Raw genomic sequence first — 18,439 nt, 5'->3', positions numbered from 1 at the left:
CACAGCGATGAAACTGATCACCGCGATCATCAAGCCCTTCCTGCTCGACGCCGTGCGTGAAGCGCTCACCGACGTTGGCGTCAACGGCGTCACGGCCACCGAAGCCAGGGGCTACGGCCGGCAGAAAGGGCACACGGAGGTCTACCGGGGCGCCGAATACGAGGTGCAACTGCTGCCCAAGATCAAGCTGGAAATGGTGGTGTCGGACGACCTCTGTCAACACGCCGTGGACGTCATCCTGAAAACCGCCCACACCGGCAAGATCGGCGATGGCAAGGTATTCATCCAGAACCTGGAAAGCATCGTACGGATCAGAACCGGCGAACTGGACGACGCCGCCCTCTGAGCCTGCCAGCCGCACCCGGAGCACGCTCTGGGTCGGCTGACGGCCAGCACCTCTTCGACGAACCTGGGTGCTGAACGACACAACCCGATGGCACACGTGCGCAGCCAATTCGCTCAGGGCTGGCGCCTGGGCGAATCGATCGCCCCGGGCTCAGCCCACCGGACTGAACAGCTTCAGGCCGGCCACTCCACAGATGATCAGCACCAGGCAAACGAGTCGCGCCAGCGTAGCGGGTTCGTTGAGGTAGACGATGCCGTAGATCGCCGTGCCGACCGCACCGATACCGACCCACACGGCATAGGCGGTGCCCATTGGCAGGTAGCGGGCCGAGAGCGCCAGCAGGTACATGCTCAGGGCGATGAAGACGATGCAGTAAAGGCTCGGCCAAAGCCGCGTGAAGCCCTGGGTACGAGGAATGGCGGAGGCGTACATCACTTCGCAGATGCCGGCGGCGAGCAGTGTCATCCAGGCCCAGGATGCAGTCATTCGAATTCCCTTCCACTACGCGAAACAGGCCGTGTGAAAAACCGGCCGGTCGAACGCGGAGTTTTTCACACAGCCTGAGGAAAGCCGGCCCCCCAGAGAGAGGCCGGCCGACGGATGCTATCAGTAACCCTGCCCAGGCACCCAGCTGGTGCCAGCCAGCGGCACCCGTGCCATGGCTGCGGACTCCACGGTCAGTGCCACCAGGTCCTCGGGATCGAGGTTGTGCAGGTGCGACTTGCCACAGGCACGGGCCATGGTCTGGGCTTCCAGCACCAGCACTCGCAAGTAATTGGCCAGGCGGCGGCCACCTTCGACCGGATCGAGGCGCTTGGACAATTCCGGATCCTGGGTGGTGATACCGGCCGGGTCGCGGCCGTTCTGCCAGTCATCGTAGAAACCGGCGGCTGAACCGATCTTCTTCAGCTCCTCGTCCAGGCGTGGGTGGTTGTCGCCCAACGCGATCAGCGCTGCCGTCCCGATGGCCACGGCATCGGCGCCCAGTGCCATGGCCTTGGCCACGTCGGCACCGTTGCGGATGCCGCCAGAGACGATCAGTTGAACCTTGCGGTGCATGCCCATTTCCTGCAGCGCCTGCACGGCTTGCGGAATGGCCGGCAGAATCGGGATACCGACGTGCTCGATGAACACTTCCTGAGTCGCTGCGGTGCCCCCCTGCATGCCGTCGAGGACGATCACGTCAGCACCGGCCTTCACCGCCAGCTTGACGTCGTAGTAAGGGCGGCTGGCACCGATCTTCACGTAGATGGGTTTTTCCCAGTCGGTGATTTCACGCAACTCGGCGATCTTGATCGCCAGGTCGTCCGGCCCCGTCCAGTCGGGGTGGCGACAGGCGCTGCGCTGGTCCACGCCAATCGGCAGGGTACGCATGCCCGCCACGCGCTCGGTGACCTTCATGCCGAGCAACATGCCGCCGCCGCCGGGCTTGGCACCCTGGCCGAGGACGATCTCGATGGCGTCGGCCTTGCGCAGGTCGTCGGGGTTCATGCCGTAGCGCGACGGCAGGTACTGATAGACCAGATGCTGGGACTGGCCGCGCTCTTCCGGCGTCATGCCGCCGTCGCCGGTGGTGGTGCTGGTACCGGCGATACTGGCGCCACGGCCCAGGGCTTCCTTGGCATTGGCCGACAGCGCGCCGAAGCTCATGCCGGCGATGGTTACCGGAATCTTCAGGTGCAGCGGCTTCTTGGCGAAACGGTTGCCGAGAATGACGTCGGTGCCGCACTTCTCGCGGTAACCCTCCAGCGGGTAGCGCGACACGCTGGCGCCGAGCAGCAGCAGGTCGTCGAAGTGCGGCAGCTTGCGCTTGGTACCACCACCGCGAATGTCGTAGATACCGGTTTCGGCGGCGCGCTGGATTTCCTGGATGGTCAGACGATCGAAGGTGGCCGACTCGCGCAGCACGGGGGGTTGTTTATCGCTCATGATGAGGCTCCTGATCAGTACGCGCTGGCGTTATCGACTTTGAAGTTGTACAGCTGGCGAGCCGAGCCGTAGCGTTTGAAATCGGCGGCGTTTTCCTTGAAGCCGGCGCGATTGAGCAGCGCTTGCAGCTCTTCCAGATGCTCCGGGCGCATCTCTTTCTCGATGCAGTCGGAGCCCAGCGATTCCACGCTGCCTTTGACGAAAATCTTGGTCTCGTACAACGAATCGCCCAGCGCATCGCCAGCATCACCACATACGACCAAGCGCCCGGCCTGGCCCATGAAGCAGCTCATGTGGCCAATGCTGCCGCCGACCACGATGTCGATGCCCTTCATGGAAATGCCGCAACGTGCGCCGGCATCGCCCTCGATCACCAGCAGGCCGCCATGAGCCGTCGCACCGGCGGCCTGGGAAGCGCTGCCTTTGACACGTACATAGCCGCTCATCATGTTCTCGGCGCAGCCCACACCGACGTTGCCGTGTACGGTGATCGAGGCTTTCTGGTTCATGCCCGCGCAGTAGTAGCCGGCATGCCCCTGGATATCGATGGACACCGCTTCGTTGACGCCGACGGCGAGGTTATGCGCGCCATTGGCGTGGGTGACCACCCACTCGCGGTCCTGCACATTGTTGACCTGGTCATGCAGCGCCTGGTTGAGGTCACGCACGGTTGCTACGGATAGATCGATGGTTTTCATGCTGCGTGCTCCTTAGGCCGACTCGCGTTCCCAGATGTACATAGTGGCGGGAACGGGCTCCCAGACCCTGGCCTTGTCGATACCCGGCAGGCTGGACAGCGCCTGGTATTCGGAGGCCATGGCGACGTAGTCATCGGTCTCGGCGAGGATCGCCGGCTTGCAGGCGATCGGGTCGCGGATCACCGCAAAGCCGTTGCGGGTGCCGATGGCGAAGGTGAAGAAGCCGTCGAGGGCCTCCAGTGAGTTGTCCAGGGCCTGTTTCAGGGAGTCACCCTGCTGCAGACGCCAGGCCAGGTAACCGGCAGCGACCTCGGTGTCGTTCTCGGTTTCGAAATGAATGCCTTCGCGGCGCAGTTCCTGACGCAGGCGGAAGTGGTTGGACAGCGAGCCGTTATGCACCAGGCACAGGTCGGCACCGGTCGAGAACGGGTGGCTGCCCTCCATGGTCACGGCACTTTCGGTGGCCATGCGGGTGTGGCCGATGATGTGGCTGCCCTTCATCGAAGCCAGGCCGAAGCGCTCGGAAATTTCTCTGGGCAAGCCCATGCCCTTGAGGATCTCGATGCTCTGCCCGGCACTCATGATGCGCACGGTCGGCGCCAGCTCGTTCAACACAGCGCGTACGGTGGCTTCTTCGGCCTTGATCTTGAGCACGATGGCGCTGGCGTTCTGAAACCAGTCCAGCTCGGCACCGAGCTTTTCCTTCACGGCGCTCACCAGGGCGGTGAAGTCGTAGCCCTCCGTGGTGGCCTGCAGGGTCAGCTTGACCCAGCCATCGGCCACTTCATCGCCATAGATGGCGAAGCCGGCGCTGTCCGGGCCGCGGTCGGTCATGGCCTCGAGCATCGGTTCGAACAGCTTGCCGAGCTGCGCTTCCAGCTGCGGATTTTTCAGGTAAAGCCCCACGATTCCACACATAGCTAAAAACTCCTGGGCAGAAGGCGCCCTACCCACGGACGGGCGCCGGAAACGGTTGAAGAGAAGGTCGGATCAGAAGAATTCGGTGTAGCGCTTGATCTCCCAGTCGGAGACGTGGCGGCTGTATTCCACCCACTCCATGCGCTTGAGCTTGATGAACTCACCGACGATCTCCTTGCCCATGACTTCGGCAAACAGCGGGTCGGCCTCCAGCGCATCGCAGGCTTCCTTGAGCGACTGCGGCAGGGTCTTGATGCCTCTCGCGGCAATGGCTTCCAGGCCGAGCGAGTAGAGGTTTTCGTTACAGATCTGATCGGGCATCAGTTGCCGGTCGATACCGTCCAGCCCGGCAGCGATGATCGCGGCGCTGACCAGATAAGGATTGCAGCCGGCATCCGGCAGGCGGAATTCCAGGCGACCATAGGGCACACGCACCATCGCCGAGCGGTTGTTGGCACCAAAGGCGATGAAGGCCGGCGCCCAGGTGGCGCCGGACAACGAGTTGCCGACCACCAGACGTTTGTAGGAATTCACCGTCGGCGCGGCGAAGGCGCACAGCGCCGGGCCGTGAGCCAGCAAGCCGGCGGCGAAGTGATAAGCGAGTTTCGACAGGCCCATGCCGTTCTTGTCGCTGGCATCGAAGAACAGGTTCTTGCTCTCGGCACTGGCGATGGAAAGGTGGAAGTGCATGCCGTTGCCAGCGCGCTTCGGATCCGGTTTGGGCATGAACGAGCAGATCATGCCCAGATCGTTGGCGATTTCGCCGGCCGCCATGCGGAAGAAGGTGAAGCGGTCAGCCGACTCCATGGCGTCGCTGTAGGTGTAATTGATCTCGAACTGGCCGTTGGCGTCTTCGTGGTCGATCTGATAGATGTCGAAGCCGACCGGCTGCAGCGCCTCCGTCAGTTTTTCCAGAAACTCGCGAGAGCGCGACAAGCCTTTGTAGTCGTAGCATGGCTTGTCGAGGTTATCGCTGGCGTCGACCAACTGCAGGGTGCCGTTGGCGTCACGGCGCATCAGGTTGAACTCGGGTTCCAGGCCGGTATTGAGCGTCCAGCCGCGCGCCTCGAGACGCTCCACCTGCTGCTGCAGAACATAGCGGCTGTCGTAAGGCCAGGGCTCGCCATCGACGTGCCCGATGCACACCACCCGGCCGTAACCTGGCTGCCACGGCACGGGAATCAAGGTCGACAGGTCGCCTTTGGCCATGAAGTCAGGCCCATGGGGCTCCATACCCATGCCGCAGATGGCGAAGCCAGCGAACCCTGCCCCAGCTTCCGCCACCGCTTCGAGGCCCGACACCGGCACCGACTTGGTCTTGGCCGAGCCGTGGATATCCACGAACTGGGCAAGCACATACTTGATCGCATGTTTCTCGATGATCTGCTGGGTTTCACTTGGCAACATCATGTGCCTCCTGTCGACTCGATGATTATTCCGATTAGGAAATTAACTTTCCCAATAAGAATGCAATCAACTTGCCAATCTTGAGCACATCACGCGCGACCCAGCTGCCGTGCGGGTTTTCTTCTATCCACAGAGGAAAAATGCTTTCATAGCAGGAATCTCACACCGCCCGGCGTGCACCGTTGCGAAGCAGCCTGATCATTCCTGGTGCGAATTTATTATTCATAATTAGAAAATGGCCCTGCATGAGCAAATCAACAGAAACGCCGCCCCGTCTGAAACTGGAGCAATACCTCGGCATGCAGATCCGCCGTCAGCGCCAGGCTCAGGAACTGAAGATCGCCGAAGTCGCGCGCATCGCCGGCATCAGCCAGGGCATGCTCAGCAAGATCGAGAACGCTCAGGTATCCACCAGCCTCGATACCCTGAGTCGACTGTGCGATGTGCTGGGCATGCCGATGTCCAAACTGTTCAGCCAATACGACCAGCAGGGCAGCGGCGCGCTGCTGGTGAAGGCCGACGAAGGCCTGGAAGTAGTGCGTCGTGGTACCGAGAAGGGTCACACCTACCACCTGCTGAACCATACCCGCGGGCCGAAGAAGAGCTTCGAGGCCTATATGGTCAGCATGGACGATGCCAGCGAGGAGTTTCCCACCTTCTCTCACCCGGGCACCGAGTTCCTGCACCTGCTCGAAGGTGAACTGGTCTATCGCCACGGCAACCAGCTCTACCCCATGCAGGCCGGCGACAGCCTGACCTTCGACGCTGAAGTTCCCCACGGCCCGGAACAGCTGGTACAGGTGCCGATCCGCCTGCTGTCGATCATGAACTACGGCAAGGAGTGAAGGCCGGGTTCATTCGGCGGCTATGTGGCGATAGCAGCCTTTCGTAGTCGGGGGACAATTGGTGGGCTAAAGCCCACCCTACGGCTAGATGCGCGGCTGTAGGGTGGGCTTCAGCCCACCAAACCGAAGGTCCGCTATCGCCTTTAAACAGCTCACGTCGCACTCAACGCCCTTCTTACAGCGCGCCCTCCAGGTCGAACAGAGCTGGCTGGTGGCGTCATACCTCTTTCCGTTTTCTCGCCTCAGAGACGAACCCGCGACCTGGCTGCGGACTGCCGCCGGGAACGGCGATGACGTCCTCGCCATTATCCTCGCGACCACATCCTATAAATTCCTGTGGGGATAAATAAATTCCCCACAGGCATGGACACGAACAAAACATTCGCTTATAAAAATCACCATCAAGAAAATTAGATTCGTCACAAGAAAATATTTTCACAGACGAACCGCGCATTCACCCATGAAGAATTCCCTGCCGCCGCCCCTTCAGAGGATCCGACATGCAGCACGCCCAGAATCAGTACGTGATCAAGATCAGTTGCCCGGCCACGTCGGGCATCGTCGCCGCGGTGGCGTCCTTTCTCGCCGAGCATCAGTGCTACATCAGCGAGATGTCGCAATTCGACGACGAGGTCAGCAGCACCTTCTTCATGCGCGCGGTATTCCGTTTCAACACCGGCGTGACCGATGACCTGGCGAAGATCGAGGAAGGCTTTACCGCGGTGGCGGGCGCCTTCGACATGACCTGGGGTCTGTTCAGCACCAGCAAGCCCATGCGCGTGCTGCTGATGGTCAGCAAGTTCGATCATTGCCTGGCCGACCTGCTCTATCGCCACCAGAAGGGCGAGCTGAACATGGAGATCACCGCCATCGTCTCCAACCACCTCGACCTGCGTCCCATGGCCGAGCGCGAGGGCATCCGCTTCATCTACCTGCCGGTGACCAAGGACACCAAGACCGGGCAGGAAGCCGAGCTGATGAAGATCGTCGATGAAACCGGCACCGATCTGGTGGTGCTGGCGCGCTACATGCAGATTCTTTCCAACAATTTGTGCAAGCAGCTGGCTGGCCGGGCGATCAACATCCATCACTCGTTCCTGCCCGGTTTCAAGGGTGCCAAGCCTTACCACCAGGCGTTCGAACGCGGCGTGAAGCTGATCGGCGCCACCGCCCACTACGTCACCTCGGATCTCGACGAGGGCCCGATCATCGAGCAGGAAGTGCAGCGCGTGGATCACGCCCTGCGACCTGACGACCTGGTCGCCATTGGCCGCGATACGGAAACGGTGGCGCTGTCGCGAGCGGTGAAATATCACATCGAGCACCGCGTGTTCCTCAATGGCGACCGCACGGTGATCTTCCGATGAGCCCGTTGATCGACGGCAAGGCCGCGGCCGCCCGCGTACTCGCCGACGTACGGGCAGAGGTCGAGCAGTTGCACGCTCAGGGCGTCGAGCCGGCGCTGGCCGTGGTGCTGGTCGGTGACGATCCGGCCAGCCACGTCTACGTGCGCAACAAGGTGCTGCGCGCCGGTGAAGTCGGCATTCGCTCGCTCGAATATCGCCTGCCGGCCGAAGCCAGTGTCGCCGAGGTGCTGGACGTGGTCGGCGCGCTGAATGTCGACCCGGCCGTGCACGGCATTCTGGTGCAGTTGCCACTGCCCACACACATCGACGAAGTGCGCGTGCTGCAAGCCATCGACCCTGGCAAGGATGTCGACGGTTTCCATAGCGAGAACGTTGGCGGCCTGAGCCAGGGCCGACCGGTGCTGACACCCTGCACGCCAGCCGGCTGCATGCGTCTGCTGCGTGACACTCTGGGCGACCTTTCCGGCAAGCACGCCGTGGTGGTCGGCCGCTCGAACATCGTCGGCAAGCCAATGGCCGCGCTGCTGCTGGCGGCCAACTGCAGCGTCAGCGTGGTGCACTCGCGCAGCATCGAGCCGCAGAAGCTGTGCAGCCAGGCCGACATCGTGATCGCCGCCGTCGGCCGCCCGAGAATGATCGGCGCCAGCTGGATAAAGCCCGGTGCCGTGGTGATCGACGTCGGCATCAACCGCATCGAAGAAGACGGCAGAAGCCGCCTGGTCGGGGATGTGGATTTCGCTGCCGTGCAGCCCGTGGCCGCGGCCATCACCCCGGTACCCGGTGGAGTCGGCCCCATGACCATCGCCATGTTGATGCACAACACCGTCCTCGCCGCCCGTCAGCAGACCGGCCAGGCCATTCAGGAGGCTCGCTGATGCCTTTCTCGCTGCTCAAATACGGCCTGTCGTCGGAATATCCCGTCGAGGTCGACCTGCCCGCACCGAAGGAACTCAAGTCCTCCTACGACGTGGTCATCATCGGCGCCGGCGGGCATGGCCTGGCCACCGCCTACTACCTGTCGCGGTACCACGGCATCAGCAATATCGCGGTGCTGGAGAAAGGCTACCTGGGGGGTGGCAACACCGCGCGCAACACCGCGGTGATCCGCTCCAACTACCTGACCAGCGAGGGTGTGAAGTTCTACATCGAGTCGGTACGGATGTTCGAAAACCTCTCCAACGAGTTCGACTTCAACATCATGTACTCCGGCCGTGGCCAGCTCACTCTGGCCCACACCGACGCCAGCGTGCGGGCGTTCCGCCAGCGCGCCGAAGTGAACAAGCACTTCGGCGGGCGCACCGAGATGATCGATCGCCAGCAGATCCGCGAGCTGGTGCCGAGCCTGAATCTCGATCCCGGCCATATTCCGGTGCTCGCCGGCCTCTGGCACATCGACGGCGGCACCGCGCGCCACGACGCCGTGGCCTGGGGCTACGCCAAGGGCGCAGCCAAGCGTGGGGTGGAAATTCACCAGCTGACCGAGGTACAGGACTTCGTCGTCGAGGCCGGGCGCATTCGCGCGGTGAAGACCAATCGCGGCACCATTCAGTGCGGCTGCGTGGTTCAGGCGGTGGCCGGTACCAGCTCGCTGCTGATGAACAAGCTGAATATCAAGGCGCCGATCCACACCTATCCGCTGCAGGCGATGGTCACGCAGCCGTTCAAGCCGTTCCTCGATCCGCTGGTGAGCTCCTCGGCCCTGCATTGCTACGTGCAGCAGACCAGCCGTGGCGAGATCGTCTTTGGCGGAGGTTCCGACCCCTACCCGCTGTACAACACCCGTTCGACCCTGGACCTCAAGGAAAGCCTGCTGGCCTCGGCAGTGGAAATGTTCCCCTTCATGGCCAACGCCAAGCTGATGCGCCAGTGGGCCGGCATCACCGACATGACCCCGGACTACAGCCCGATCATGGGCCTGTCGCCCATCGACGGTTACTACCTGGATGCCGGCTGGGGAACCTGGGGATTCAAGGCCACGCCGATCTGCGGCAAGACCATGGCCGAGCTGGTCGCCAGCGGCGGTAAGGTTCCGCAGCTGATCGCACCGTTCGGCCTGGATCGCTTCAGCCGCTTCCAGCAGGTCAACGAAATGGGCGCCACGGCGGCCAGCCACTGACGGGTTACAGCCAATGAAGATCATGACTTGCCCGCTCAACGGGCCGCGCAACATCAGCGAATTCACCTACGGCGGCGAACTCAAGCACATGCCCGACCCGACGACCTGCAGCGTCGCGCAATGGGCCGACTACGTGTTCAACAGCGAGAACCTGCTCGGTGTGGTCACCGAATGGTGGATGCACACGCCGTCGAGCTACTGGTTCCTGGCCGAGCGCCACACCGGCAGCGACGAGATCCTGCGTACCTTCGACCCTCGTGAACTGTTCGACCAGCGTGTCGATTTCGCCGCACCGGAGGCCGCCCAATGAACCGCCTGCCCGCCCCCATGGGGTTGCTGATCGACCGCAACAGACCACTGACCTTCAGCTTCGACGGCCGCTCGTGCCAGGGTTTTGCCGGCGATACCGTCGCCAGCGCCCTGGCTGGCGATGGCCGCTGGCTGCTGTCGCGCTCGTTCAAGTACCACCGCCCCCGCGGCCCGCTGACCATGGCCGGCCAGGACGCCAACACCCTGGTGCAACTGCCGGACGAACCCAACGTGCTGGCGGACGACTACCCGCTCGCTGCCGGTATCAGCGTCACCCCACAGAACGTCAATGGCAGCCTGGAGAAGGATCGCGACGCGATTCTCGGCAAGTTCTCCAAGTTCATGCCGGTAGGTTTCTACTACCGCGCGTTCTACAAGCCCAAGGGCATGTGGAAGCGCTGGGAACCGCTGATCCGCAAGAAGGCCGGCCTCGGCGTGCTCGACCTCGGGTTCGAGCCGACCTATCACGACAAGGCCTACCTGTTCTGCGACCTGGCAGTGATCGGCTCCGGCCCAGCGGGCCTGTCCGCCGCCCTGCACGCGGCCAACGGCGGTGCCAAGGTACTGCTGATCGAACAGAACCCGGTACTCGGCGGCTCGCTGACCTACGCCCGCTTCGGCCTCGACGCCAATGCCGCCATGGGCCTGCGCGAAGAACTGGTCAGCGCGGTGAAGGGCCATGCCAATATCCGCGTGCTCGACCACGCCCTGTGCAACGCCTGGTTCGCCGACAACTACCTGCCGGTGATCCAGGGCAACCGCCTGTACAAGGTGCGCGCCAGGCAGTGCATCATCGCCAGCGGCTCCTTCGACCAGCCGGTGATTTTCCGCAACAACGACCTGCCGGGGGTAATGCTGACCAGCGCCGCCCAGCGTCTGATGCGCCTGTACGCGGTGAAACCGGGCAAGCGCGCGGTGGTACTGACCGGCAACGATGACGGCTACCTGGCCGCCCTCGATCTGTTTGACGCGGGTGTGGAGGTCGCCGCGGTGGTCGACATGCGCGAGCGTATCGATACGCCCGGCCTGGTCACTGCGGTGCAAGCCAAGGGCATTCCCTGCCACGCCGGACACACCGTGTATGAAGCGCTCGCCGACAAGCACGCGCGCCACATCAGCGCTGTCGACGTCAGGCGTATCAGCGCTCGAGGCAAGGTGGCCGAGGCCAGCACGCGGATCGATTGCGACCTGTTGTGCATGTCCGCCGGTTACATGCCGGTCTACCAGTTGCTCTGCCAGGCCGGCGGCAGCCTGCGTTACGCCGACGAACATGCGGCGTTCTCGATCCATAACCTGCCGAAGATGCTCCGCGTAGCCGGCTCGGTGAACGGCCGCCACGACCTGCAGCGGGTAATCGCCGACGGTCAGCGCGCCGCCAGCGAAGCCCTCGTCGACCTCGGTCTGGGCGGCGCTCCGGGAGACGGCGCGGACAAGGACGACAGCCGGGTCAACTTCCCCTGGCCGATCTTCGCCCACCCCCAGGGCAAGGAATTCGTCGACTTCGACGAAGACCTGCAGATCCGCGATATCGTCAACGCCACCCGTCACGGCTACCGCGACGTGCAACTGGTCAAGCGCTTCTCCACCGTCGGCATGGGGCCGTCCCAGGGACGTCACTCGGCGCTGCCCACGGCGCGCCTGGTCGCCGATGCCACCGGCCGCAGCGTCAGCGAAACCGGCGTGACCACGGCGCGCCCGCCTTTCTCGGCGGAGAAGCTTGCGCACATTGCCGGCCGCGGCTTCGACCCCTATCGGCAGACCGCCATGCACCGCCGTCATGTCGAGCTCGGCGCCAGGCTGATGCCAGCAGGCGTCTGGCAGCGCCCGGCGTTCTACGGCAAGGCCGAAGATCGTGAAGCCTGCATGCAGGCCGAGGCCCGCCATGTGCGTGAGAAGGTCGGCCTGATCGACGTGTCCACCCTGGGCGGCCTCGACATCCGCGGGCCGGATGCCGCCGAGCTGCTGGAACGCATGTATACCTTCGGTTTCAAGAAGCTCGCCGTCGGCCGTACCCGCTACGCGCTGATGACCGCCGAGGATGGCGTGGTGATCGATGACGGGGTGGCCTGCCGCCTGGCCGAGCAGCACTTCTACGTATCGGCGACCACCAGCGGCGTGGATCGCGTCTACCGCAGCATGCTCAAGTGGAATGCGCAGTGGCGCCTGAACGTCGACATCGCCAACGTCAGTGCCGCCTTCGCCGCGGTCAACCTGGCCGGGCCGCTGTCGCGCCAGGTACTGGAAAAGCTCTGCAGCGATGTCGACCTTGGCGCTGAGGGCTTCCCCTATCTCGGCGTGCGTGAGGGCAGCGTTGCCGGGGTGCCGGCGCGGCTGCTGCGGGTCGGTTTCGTCGGCGAGCTGGGTTACGAGATCCACGTGCCGGCGCGCTTCGGCGAGCACCTCTGGGATGCGCTGATGGAGGCCGGCAAGGCCGAGGGCATCCGCCCGTTCGGCGTGGAAACCCAACGCCTGCTGCGTCTGGAAAAAGGCCACGTGATCATCAGCCAGGACACCGATGGCATGACCCACCCTGCGGAGATCGATATGGGCTGGGCCATCGGCCGCAAGAAGCCCTTCTTCGTTGGCAAACGCAGCATCGAGATCCTCGAAGCGCAGCCCCTCAAACGCAAGCTGGTGGGCTTCACCCTGCCCAGGGGCAGCACCAAACCGCTGGAAGGCCACCTGGTGCTCAAGGGCCCGGACATCAGCGGCAACGTCACCTCGTGCGAATACTCCGAGACCGTCGGCGCGATCATCGGCATGGCCTACGCGGGCGCCGATCAGGCTACGCCCGGCACGCAGATTCCGATTCGCGTGGAAGGCGGTGAAATTGTCCAGGCCACGGTGGTGCAACTGCCGTTCTTCGACCCTGAAAGCAAACGCCAGGAGCTGTGATCATGAGCCTGACCATTCGCGACCATACCGAACGCAGCCCTCTCTACGACCTGTATGGCAACGCACCGCTAACGCTGCTGGGCGAGCGACTGTTCGTCGCCGGCTCGCAAAGCGACAGCGAACAACTGCAACGCTGCGCACTGATCGACCTGAGCAATCTGCCACGGCTCGGCTTGCGTGGCACCGATAGCGCGGCCTATCTGCAGGGCAAGGGTTATCAACTGCCAGATGCACCCAATCAGGCGCGTCTGCAGAGCAGCGGCGAGCGGGTGCTGCGCCTGTCGCAGACCGAGTATTTCCTGCTCGGCAGCCTGACCGACGGTGGTGCCCGCATCGCCTCCGATGAAGCCGGCTGGCGCTACGACGACGGCCAGGCCAGCTACCTGCTGCCCCGTCAGGACAGCCACGCCTGGCTGGCACTGACCGGTGCGCACCTGCCTGAACTGCTGGCCAAGGTCTGCGGTGTCGATCTAGGCGCCGATGCCTTTCCGATCGGCGCAGTGGCACAGACCTCGGTGGCGCGCCTCAATGCCATCGTGGTCAACGCAGGCACGGAAAAGCTGCCAGTGTTCCAGCTGTTGTGCGACCGCGCTTCGGCGCATTACCTGTGGGGCGCGCTGCTCGATGCCATGCAAGAGTTCGGTGGCAAGCCGGCGGGGATCGAAGCGCTGCAATAAGGCCGATGATCGTTCCCACGCTGCCGCGTGGGAACGCCTGCCAAGGACGCTCCGCGTCCGCTGCTGATTCTGTGACGCACCTGAGACTCCCACTCCGGAACGCGGGAGCCATCCATGAAAGAGATTCGCCCATGGCCGCCGATAAAGAAGAGCTGACCGACTACCGCGTCCCGGCGCTGCAACGCGGGCTCGGCATCCTGCAGATGTTCAATGCCAGCGAGCGCAGCCTGAGCAGCAACCTCATCGCCGAGCGCCTGGGCGTCAGCGTCTCGGCCATCTACCGTATTCTGGTCACCCTCACCGACATGGGTTACCTGAACAAGCTGGGCACCAACAACTACGAACTCGGCCCCCAGGTGCTGTGCGACGGCTTCGCCTATCTGGCCAGTCGCGATCTGGTGGATATCGCCATGCCGCACCTCAACACCCTGCGCGACCGTACCTCGATGTCCTGCCATCTGGGCATCCGCGAACACTCCGAGGTGGTCTATCTGTACCGTGCCTTCGCCGCCCAGCGGCTGTCGGTCAACGTGCCGATCGGCACGCGCCTGCCGTGCCACGTCACCGCCCTGGGCCGCGTACTGCTCAGCGAGCTGGATGAAAACGCCCTGGCGGGGCTCTATGCACACGTACGCCTGGACGGCTACCCGGCCCCGGCACCGAAGACGCTGCCAGAACTGCTGCGCATGAGCGACGAGGATCGCGCCCGTGGCTTCGTCCTGCATCGCTCGGACTACTCCACCGCCATCGCCGCCCCGGTACGGGATCACAGCGGGCATATCGTCGCCGCCATCAACCTGTCCGGGCCGGATGCCGTGATGGACGACGAAGCCAATCGCCAAACCCTGCGTGAAACCCTTCTGACCAGTGCCGCCCAGATATCGCGAAGCGCCGGCTACCGGGCGGCCTGATTCACCGGGGTTTCACGTGGAACGCTGATTTCTATCGGTGACGTCGCGTCGATAGCGTGGTCTATGCTGGCACAGCAGCCAATAAGCGAACGGCAATGGAATTCGGCATACAGCATTTCTTCGGCTATCTGATCGCGGCGATTCACGGCCTCGGGGCGATAGCTGCCGTGCACGCGATCCTTACCGTACGTACCGCTCAGGGCGCCATCGCCTGGGCGTTGTCGCTATTCTTCATGCCCTACCTGACGCTGCTGCCCTACGTGGTTTTCGGGCGCAGCCGCTTTTACGCCTACATCGAAGCCCGCCGTCAGGTGGACAAGCAGATGCACAAGGCCATGGCCGCCCTCGACTGGCGTCCCTGGGTCGAGGAAGCCATCGCAGCCGGCGAATCTGAAGCTTACGGCCAGCTACGTGCCCTGCCGCGGCTGGGTCGCATGCCTTGCCTGGCGAACAATCAGGTGAGCCTGCTGATCGATGGCAAGGCGACCTTCGAGGCGATCTTCCAGGCACTGGCCGAGGCGCGCCAGGTAATCCTCATCCAGTTCTTCATCGTCCACGACGACAAGCTTGGTCGTCGCCTGCAGGACGTTCTGCTCGAGCGCGCTGCGGCGGGCGTGCAGGTGCACTTTCTGTTCGATGCGGTGGGCAGCCACGCCCTTCCACGCCGCTATATCAAACGCCTGCGCGAAGGCGGCGTGTTCATGCACGCGTTTCCCACCGGTGGTGGTCTGTTCAATCGCTTCCAGCTGAATTTCCGCAACCACCGCAAGATCGTGGTGGTCGATGGCGAGCGGGGCTTCCTGGGCGGTCATAACGTCGGCGACGAATATCTCGGCGAGAAACCGAGCCTGTCGCCCTGGCGTGACACCCATGTGGAGGTGCACGGTCCGGCCGTGGCCTGCCTGCAGGAGTCCTTCGCCGAGGACTGGTTCTGGGCGACCCGCAAACTACCACCACTGCTGCTACCGGAACGCTACCCGGATGAAGGCATGCTCTGCCAGGTGATCACCAGCGGCCCGGCGGACGCCCAGGAAACCTGTTCGTTGCTGTTCGTGGAAATGCTCAACGCAGCCCGCGAACGCATCTGGCTGACCAGCCCCTACTTCATTCCCGACGAAGCCCTGTTCGCCGCGCTGCGCCTGGCCGTGCTGCGCGGCGTGGACGTGCGCATCCTGCTGCCATCGCGGCCGGATCATCGCATCGTCTATGCGGCGTCCAGCCTGTTCGCCCTGGAAGCACTGCGCGCGGGGGTGAGAATCTTCCGCTACCTGCCGGGCTTCCTGCACCAGAAGGTCGCGCTGATCGATCAGGACATCGGCGTGGTCGGCAGCGCCAACCTCGACAACCGCTCCTTCCGCCTCAACTTCGAGATCACCCTGGTGACGGTCGACACGGCGTTCGCCCGCCAGGTCGAGGCCATGCTGGAAACCGACTTCAGCCAGTCCCGCGAACTGGTCGGCGCCGACCGCCGCGACGTGCATCGCCTCCAGCAACTGGGCATGCGCGTGGCGCGACTGATCTCGCCGATACTCTGAGATCGCGCCCCTGAAGCAAGGCCCGGGCGGAAAGTGAGCGGCATCACAGGCCCACCATCCAGCCCGACGAACGGCACCTCCACCCCGAAACTTCTTCCCCGGCCTCCGCTCTGACCAGGCGTCCAGCGCAAGCGGAGCGGCACGCATCGCCCTGCACGCTGGTCATTGCCTCACACCGTTATCGTCGGCCTACAGGGATGTGCCATGCAGTCACTCGCTCCGAGTCGCGTTTCGCCTCGCTCAACCTACGCCAGCGCTCGCCGCAGCGTTTTCCCATTGCTGCTCGCCGCCTTGGCGTTGAGCCAGGCCACCCAGGCTGCCACTCCCGAAGAGGAGCTGCTGCGCCAGCGTGAGCGCGACCGTGTACTGCGCGAACAACTGGAAGCCCGGCCGGATGTGCGCCTGGAAGCCCAGCAGCAGGATGAGGGCGAGGCCCGTCTGCCGGAGAACGAAACGCCATGCTTCCGCATCGATAGCATTGAACTGGCAGGCGAGGCTGCCGAGCAATTTCAGTGGGCACTGCATGCAGCCAACCCCGAGGATGATCCGGCGTCAGGCCGCTGCCTGGGTTCGCGCGGCATCAACCTGACGATGAAGCGCATCCAGAACGCGATCATCGCCAATGGTTACGTCACCACCCGTGTGCTGGCGGGCGCACAGGACCTGAACAGCGGCGTCCTGACCCTGACGCTGCTGCCTGGGCGCATCAGCGACATCCGCTTCGACGCAGACACCAGCAACCGCGCCAGTACCTTCAATGCCCTGCCGGCGAGCCCTGGCGACCTGCTCAACCTGCGCGACATCGAGCAGGCCCTGGAAAACTTCAAGCGCGTCCCTACGGTAGAGGCCGATATCCGCATCGTGCCGGCCAGCGCCAGCAATGCTGGCCCCGGCGAAAGCGATGTGGTGATCGCCTGGCGCCAGCGCTTCCCGGCACGCCTGAGCCTGTCCGTGGATAACGGCGGCAGCAAGAGCACCGGCAAGTACCAGGGCAGCGTTGCCCTGTCGCTGGACAACCCGCTGACGCTCAACGACCTGTTCTACGCCAGCTTCAACCATGACCTGGGCGGTGGCGAGGACGGCGACCGCGGCTCGAAGGGCCATACGCTGCATTACTCGGTGCCCTACGGTTATTGGCAGCTGGCTTTTACCAGCAGCGAATACGATTACCACCAGACCGTGGCCGGGGCGAACGAGGACTTCCAGTACCGCGGCGAAAGCCGCAACAACGAGATGCGCCTCTCGCGTCTGGTGTACCGCGACGCGGTGCGCAAGACCACCCTGTGGGGCAGCCTGTGGACGCGCAGCTCGGACAACTTCATCGATGACGCCGAAATCGAGCAACAACGTCGGCGCATGGCCGGCTGGCAGGCGGGCATCGGCCATCGCGAGTTCATCGGCCCGGCCACGCTCGACCTGGGCCTGAGCTACCGCCGCGGCACCGGTGCGCACGATGCCCTGAAGGCGATCGAGGAGCCTTTCGATGACGGCACTTCACGCTCAAAGATCGTCCAGGCCGACGCCCAGTGGCAGGTGCCCTTCAATGCCTACGATCAACGCCTGCGCTACATCGGCGCCTGGCGCGCCCAGTGGAACCGCACGAACCTGGTGCCACAGGACCGTTTCAGCATCGGCGGGCGCTACACGGTACGCGGCTTCGATGGCGAGAACATCCTCTCGGCTGATCGCGGCTGGACGCTAAGCAACGAACTGGGCCTGGCCCTTGGCAGCAGCGGCCAGGAACTCTACGCCGGCGTGGACTACGGCGAGGTCGGCGGCAACTCCGCCGACTACCTGATCGGCCGGCGCCTGGCTGGTGCCGTGGTCGGCCTGCGCGGGTCGTATCGCAATCTTTCCTACGACTGGTCCTGGGGCACACCGCTGAAGAAGCCAGACGGCTTCGAGACCGCCGACTTCACCAGTGCCTTCACCGTCGTACTGTCGTTCTGAGGATCGCCCATGCGCTTCGATACCTTTGACATCACTGCCCCAGCCGTCTTCGACGAACCGTGGAACGAGGCCAGCGTGCTGGGTGCCGCCACCTGGCTGTGGATGCACTCCGAGGCCCACCGCGATGCCCCCCTGCACAGCCTGTCGCGCCTGCTGTTGCCGGCGCTCAAGCATCGCCAATTCGTGCTTGGTAGTGAGAACGGCAGCCCGGTTTTTTATCTGGCCTGGCTGAGCCTGGACGAGACGACCGAACGTCGTTACCTGACCCACTCGCCGATCGAAATGAACGAAGCCGACTGGTGCAGCGGCGACCGTCTGTGGGTCAACGACTGGGTAGCCCCCTTCGGCCATACCGCCGCGCTCAGCCGCCTGCTGCTCAGCCGCGTGTTCCCCAACAGCTGCGCTCGCGCGCTTTACCACCGTGGTGAAACACGCGGCCTGAAGGTCAAGACCTTTCACGGCATCGGCGTGATCCCGGAGCAGGCCAAGGCCTGGTTCGCCGCCCACCCACTGGCTATCGAGGCCTGATTCTCCAA

At 63.8% G+C, this 18,439-nt stretch carries 17 protein-coding genes; 12 read left to right on the top strand and 5 right to left on the bottom strand.

All coding sequences use genetic code 11. The features are described 5' to 3' along the window. Window positions 1–7 precede the first annotated feature (7 nt). Window positions 8–346, top strand: coding sequence for a P-II family nitrogen regulator (locus QRN22_RS09515; protein ID WP_042553461.1), 339 nt, complete (start codon window positions 8–10; stop codon window positions 344–346). Window positions 347–496: 150 nt separating this feature from the next. On the opposite strand, the gene QRN22_RS09510 is transcribed toward QRN22_RS09515, so the two are convergent. The 5 genes from QRN22_RS09510 to glnT form a co-directional block, all read right to left on the bottom strand. Next, window positions 497–832: a DMT family transporter gene (locus tag QRN22_RS09510; RefSeq protein ID WP_042553462.1), complete on the bottom strand. Its 336-nt coding sequence runs from the start codon at window positions 830–832 to the stop codon at window positions 497–499. Window positions 833–952: 120 nt separating this feature from the next. Next, window positions 953–2,275: an FMN-binding glutamate synthase family protein gene (locus QRN22_RS09505; protein ID WP_042553463.1), complete on the bottom strand. Its 1,323-nt coding sequence runs from the start codon at window positions 2,273–2,275 to the stop codon at window positions 953–955. Window positions 2,276–2,289: 14 nt separating this feature from the next. After that, complete coding sequence (locus QRN22_RS09500; protein ID WP_042553464.1) at window positions 2,290–2,973, bottom strand: GltB/FmdC/FwdC-like GXGXG domain-containing protein; 684 nt, start codon at window positions 2,971–2,973, stop codon at window positions 2,290–2,292. A 12-nt stretch (window positions 2,974–2,985) separates the two neighbouring features. Further along, window positions 2,986–3,891: a class II glutamine amidotransferase gene (locus QRN22_RS09495; RefSeq protein ID WP_042553465.1), complete on the bottom strand. Its 906-nt coding sequence runs from the start codon at window positions 3,889–3,891 to the stop codon at window positions 2,986–2,988. 72 nt (window positions 3,892–3,963) lie between these two features. Continuing rightward, entirely contained in the window at window positions 3,964–5,298 is a 1,335-nt protein-coding gene (glnT, locus tag QRN22_RS09490) for a type III glutamate--ammonia ligase (protein WP_042553466.1), read from the bottom strand. A 245-nt stretch (window positions 5,299–5,543) separates the two neighbouring features. Between glnT and QRN22_RS09485 the strand changes: the two genes are divergently transcribed. The 11 genes from QRN22_RS09485 (at window position 5,544) to QRN22_RS09435 (ending at window position 18,431) form a co-directional block, all read left to right on the top strand. Next, complete coding sequence (locus QRN22_RS09485; protein WP_042553467.1) at window positions 5,544–6,143, top strand: helix-turn-helix domain-containing protein; 600 nt, start codon at window positions 5,544–5,546, stop codon at window positions 6,141–6,143. A 500-nt stretch (window positions 6,144–6,643) separates the two neighbouring features. After that, window positions 6,644–7,510 carry a formyltetrahydrofolate deformylase gene (gene purU, locus QRN22_RS09480; protein WP_042553468.1) on the top strand — a complete coding sequence of 289 codons (867 nt, stop codon included), beginning with the start codon at window positions 6,644–6,646 and terminating at the stop codon, window positions 7,508–7,510. After that, window positions 7,507–8,385, top strand: coding sequence for a bifunctional methylenetetrahydrofolate dehydrogenase/methenyltetrahydrofolate cyclohydrolase FolD (folD, locus tag QRN22_RS09475; RefSeq protein ID WP_042553469.1), 879 nt, complete (start codon window positions 7,507–7,509; stop codon window positions 8,383–8,385). The genes purU and folD overlap by 4 nt, the downstream gene beginning before the upstream one ends. Further along, entirely contained in the window at window positions 8,385–9,626 is a 1,242-nt protein-coding gene (locus tag QRN22_RS09470) for an FAD-dependent oxidoreductase (RefSeq protein WP_042553470.1), read from the top strand. Before folD ends, QRN22_RS09470 begins: the two co-directional genes overlap by 1 nt. Before the next feature lie 13 nt (window positions 9,627–9,639). Next, window positions 9,640–9,936: a sarcosine oxidase subunit delta gene (locus QRN22_RS09465; protein WP_042553471.1), complete on the top strand. Its 297-nt coding sequence runs from the start codon at window positions 9,640–9,642 to the stop codon at window positions 9,934–9,936. Next, the gene (locus QRN22_RS09460; protein ID WP_042553472.1) at window positions 9,933–12,830 is read left to right on the top strand and encodes a 2Fe-2S iron-sulfur cluster-binding protein; all 2,898 of its coding nucleotides are present in this window, start codon (window positions 9,933–9,935) and stop codon (window positions 12,828–12,830) included. The genes QRN22_RS09465 and QRN22_RS09460 overlap by 4 nt, the downstream gene beginning before the upstream one ends. Then, window positions 12,830–13,507 carry a sarcosine oxidase subunit gamma gene (locus QRN22_RS09455; protein WP_419761281.1) on the top strand — a complete coding sequence of 226 codons (678 nt, stop codon included), beginning with the start codon at window positions 12,830–12,832 and terminating at the stop codon, window positions 13,505–13,507. The genes QRN22_RS09460 and QRN22_RS09455 overlap by 1 nt, the downstream gene beginning before the upstream one ends. Window positions 13,508–13,638: 131 nt before the next feature. After that, the gene (locus tag QRN22_RS09450; protein ID WP_042553473.1) at window positions 13,639–14,418 is read left to right on the top strand and encodes an IclR family transcriptional regulator; all 780 of its coding nucleotides are present in this window, start codon (window positions 13,639–13,641) and stop codon (window positions 14,416–14,418) included. Between the two features lie 95 nt (window positions 14,419–14,513). After that, window positions 14,514–15,953: a cardiolipin synthase gene (gene cls, locus QRN22_RS09445; protein ID WP_042553474.1), complete on the top strand. Its 1,440-nt coding sequence runs from the start codon at window positions 14,514–14,516 to the stop codon at window positions 15,951–15,953. A 204-nt stretch (window positions 15,954–16,157) separates the two neighbouring features. Continuing rightward, window positions 16,158–17,903 carry a ShlB/FhaC/HecB family hemolysin secretion/activation protein gene (locus QRN22_RS09440; protein WP_082045763.1) on the top strand — a complete coding sequence of 582 codons (1,746 nt, stop codon included), beginning with the start codon at window positions 16,158–16,160 and terminating at the stop codon, window positions 17,901–17,903. 9 nt (window positions 17,904–17,912) lie between these two features. Beyond that, entirely contained in the window at window positions 17,913–18,431 is a 519-nt protein-coding gene (locus tag QRN22_RS09435) for a toxin-activating lysine-acyltransferase (protein WP_042553475.1), read from the top strand. Window positions 18,432–18,439 lie beyond the last annotated feature (8 nt).

The sequence above is a fragment of the Pseudomonas sp. MEJ086 genome, assembly GCF_030209025.1.
GTDB classification, from domain to species: domain Bacteria; phylum Pseudomonadota; class Gammaproteobacteria; order Pseudomonadales; family Pseudomonadaceae; genus Aquipseudomonas; species Aquipseudomonas fulva_A.
Note: the sequence above shows the minus strand (reverse complement) of the source record. Positions and strands in the feature narration are given on the sequence as shown.

Bases quoted from the DNA above. Each gene is read 5' to 3' on its own strand.
- purU (WP_042553468.1), top strand. From the start codon at position 6,644: ATGCAGCACGCCCAGAATCAGTACGTGATCAAGATCAGTTGCCCGGCC.
- cls (WP_042553474.1), top strand. From the start codon at position 14,514: ATGGAATTCGGCATACAGCATTTCTTCGGCTATCTGATCGCGGCGATT.
- QRN22_RS09515 (WP_042553461.1), top strand. From the start codon at position 8: ATGAAACTGATCACCGCGATCATCAAGCCCTTCCTGCTCGACGCCGTG.
- QRN22_RS09470 (WP_042553470.1), top strand. From the start codon at position 8,385: ATGCCTTTCTCGCTGCTCAAATACGGCCTGTCGTCGGAATATCCCGTC.
- QRN22_RS09435 (WP_042553475.1), top strand. From the start codon at position 17,913: ATGCGCTTCGATACCTTTGACATCACTGCCCCAGCCGTCTTCGACGAA.
- glnT (WP_042553466.1), bottom strand. From the start codon at position 5,298: ATGTTGCCAAGTGAAACCCAGCAGATCATCGAGAAACATGCGATCAAG.
- QRN22_RS09500 (WP_042553464.1), bottom strand. From the start codon at position 2,973: ATGAAAACCATCGATCTATCCGTAGCAACCGTGCGTGACCTCAACCAG.
- QRN22_RS09440 (WP_082045763.1), top strand. From the start codon at position 16,158: ATGCAGTCACTCGCTCCGAGTCGCGTTTCGCCTCGCTCAACCTACGCC.
- QRN22_RS09495 (WP_042553465.1), bottom strand. From the start codon at position 3,891: ATGTGTGGAATCGTGGGGCTTTACCTGAAAAATCCGCAGCTGGAAGCG.
- QRN22_RS09485 (WP_042553467.1), top strand. From the start codon at position 5,544: ATGAGCAAATCAACAGAAACGCCGCCCCGTCTGAAACTGGAGCAATAC.
- QRN22_RS09450 (WP_042553473.1), top strand. From the start codon at position 13,639: ATGGCCGCCGATAAAGAAGAGCTGACCGACTACCGCGTCCCGGCGCTG.
- folD (WP_042553469.1), top strand. From the start codon at position 7,507: ATGAGCCCGTTGATCGACGGCAAGGCCGCGGCCGCCCGCGTACTCGCC.
- QRN22_RS09505 (WP_042553463.1), bottom strand. From the start codon at position 2,275: ATGAGCGATAAACAACCCCCCGTGCTGCGCGAGTCGGCCACCTTCGAT.
- QRN22_RS09460 (WP_042553472.1), top strand. From the start codon at position 9,933: ATGAACCGCCTGCCCGCCCCCATGGGGTTGCTGATCGACCGCAACAGA.
- QRN22_RS09465 (WP_042553471.1), top strand. From the start codon at position 9,640: ATGAAGATCATGACTTGCCCGCTCAACGGGCCGCGCAACATCAGCGAA.
- QRN22_RS09510 (WP_042553462.1), bottom strand. From the start codon at position 832: ATGACTGCATCCTGGGCCTGGATGACACTGCTCGCCGCCGGCATCTGC.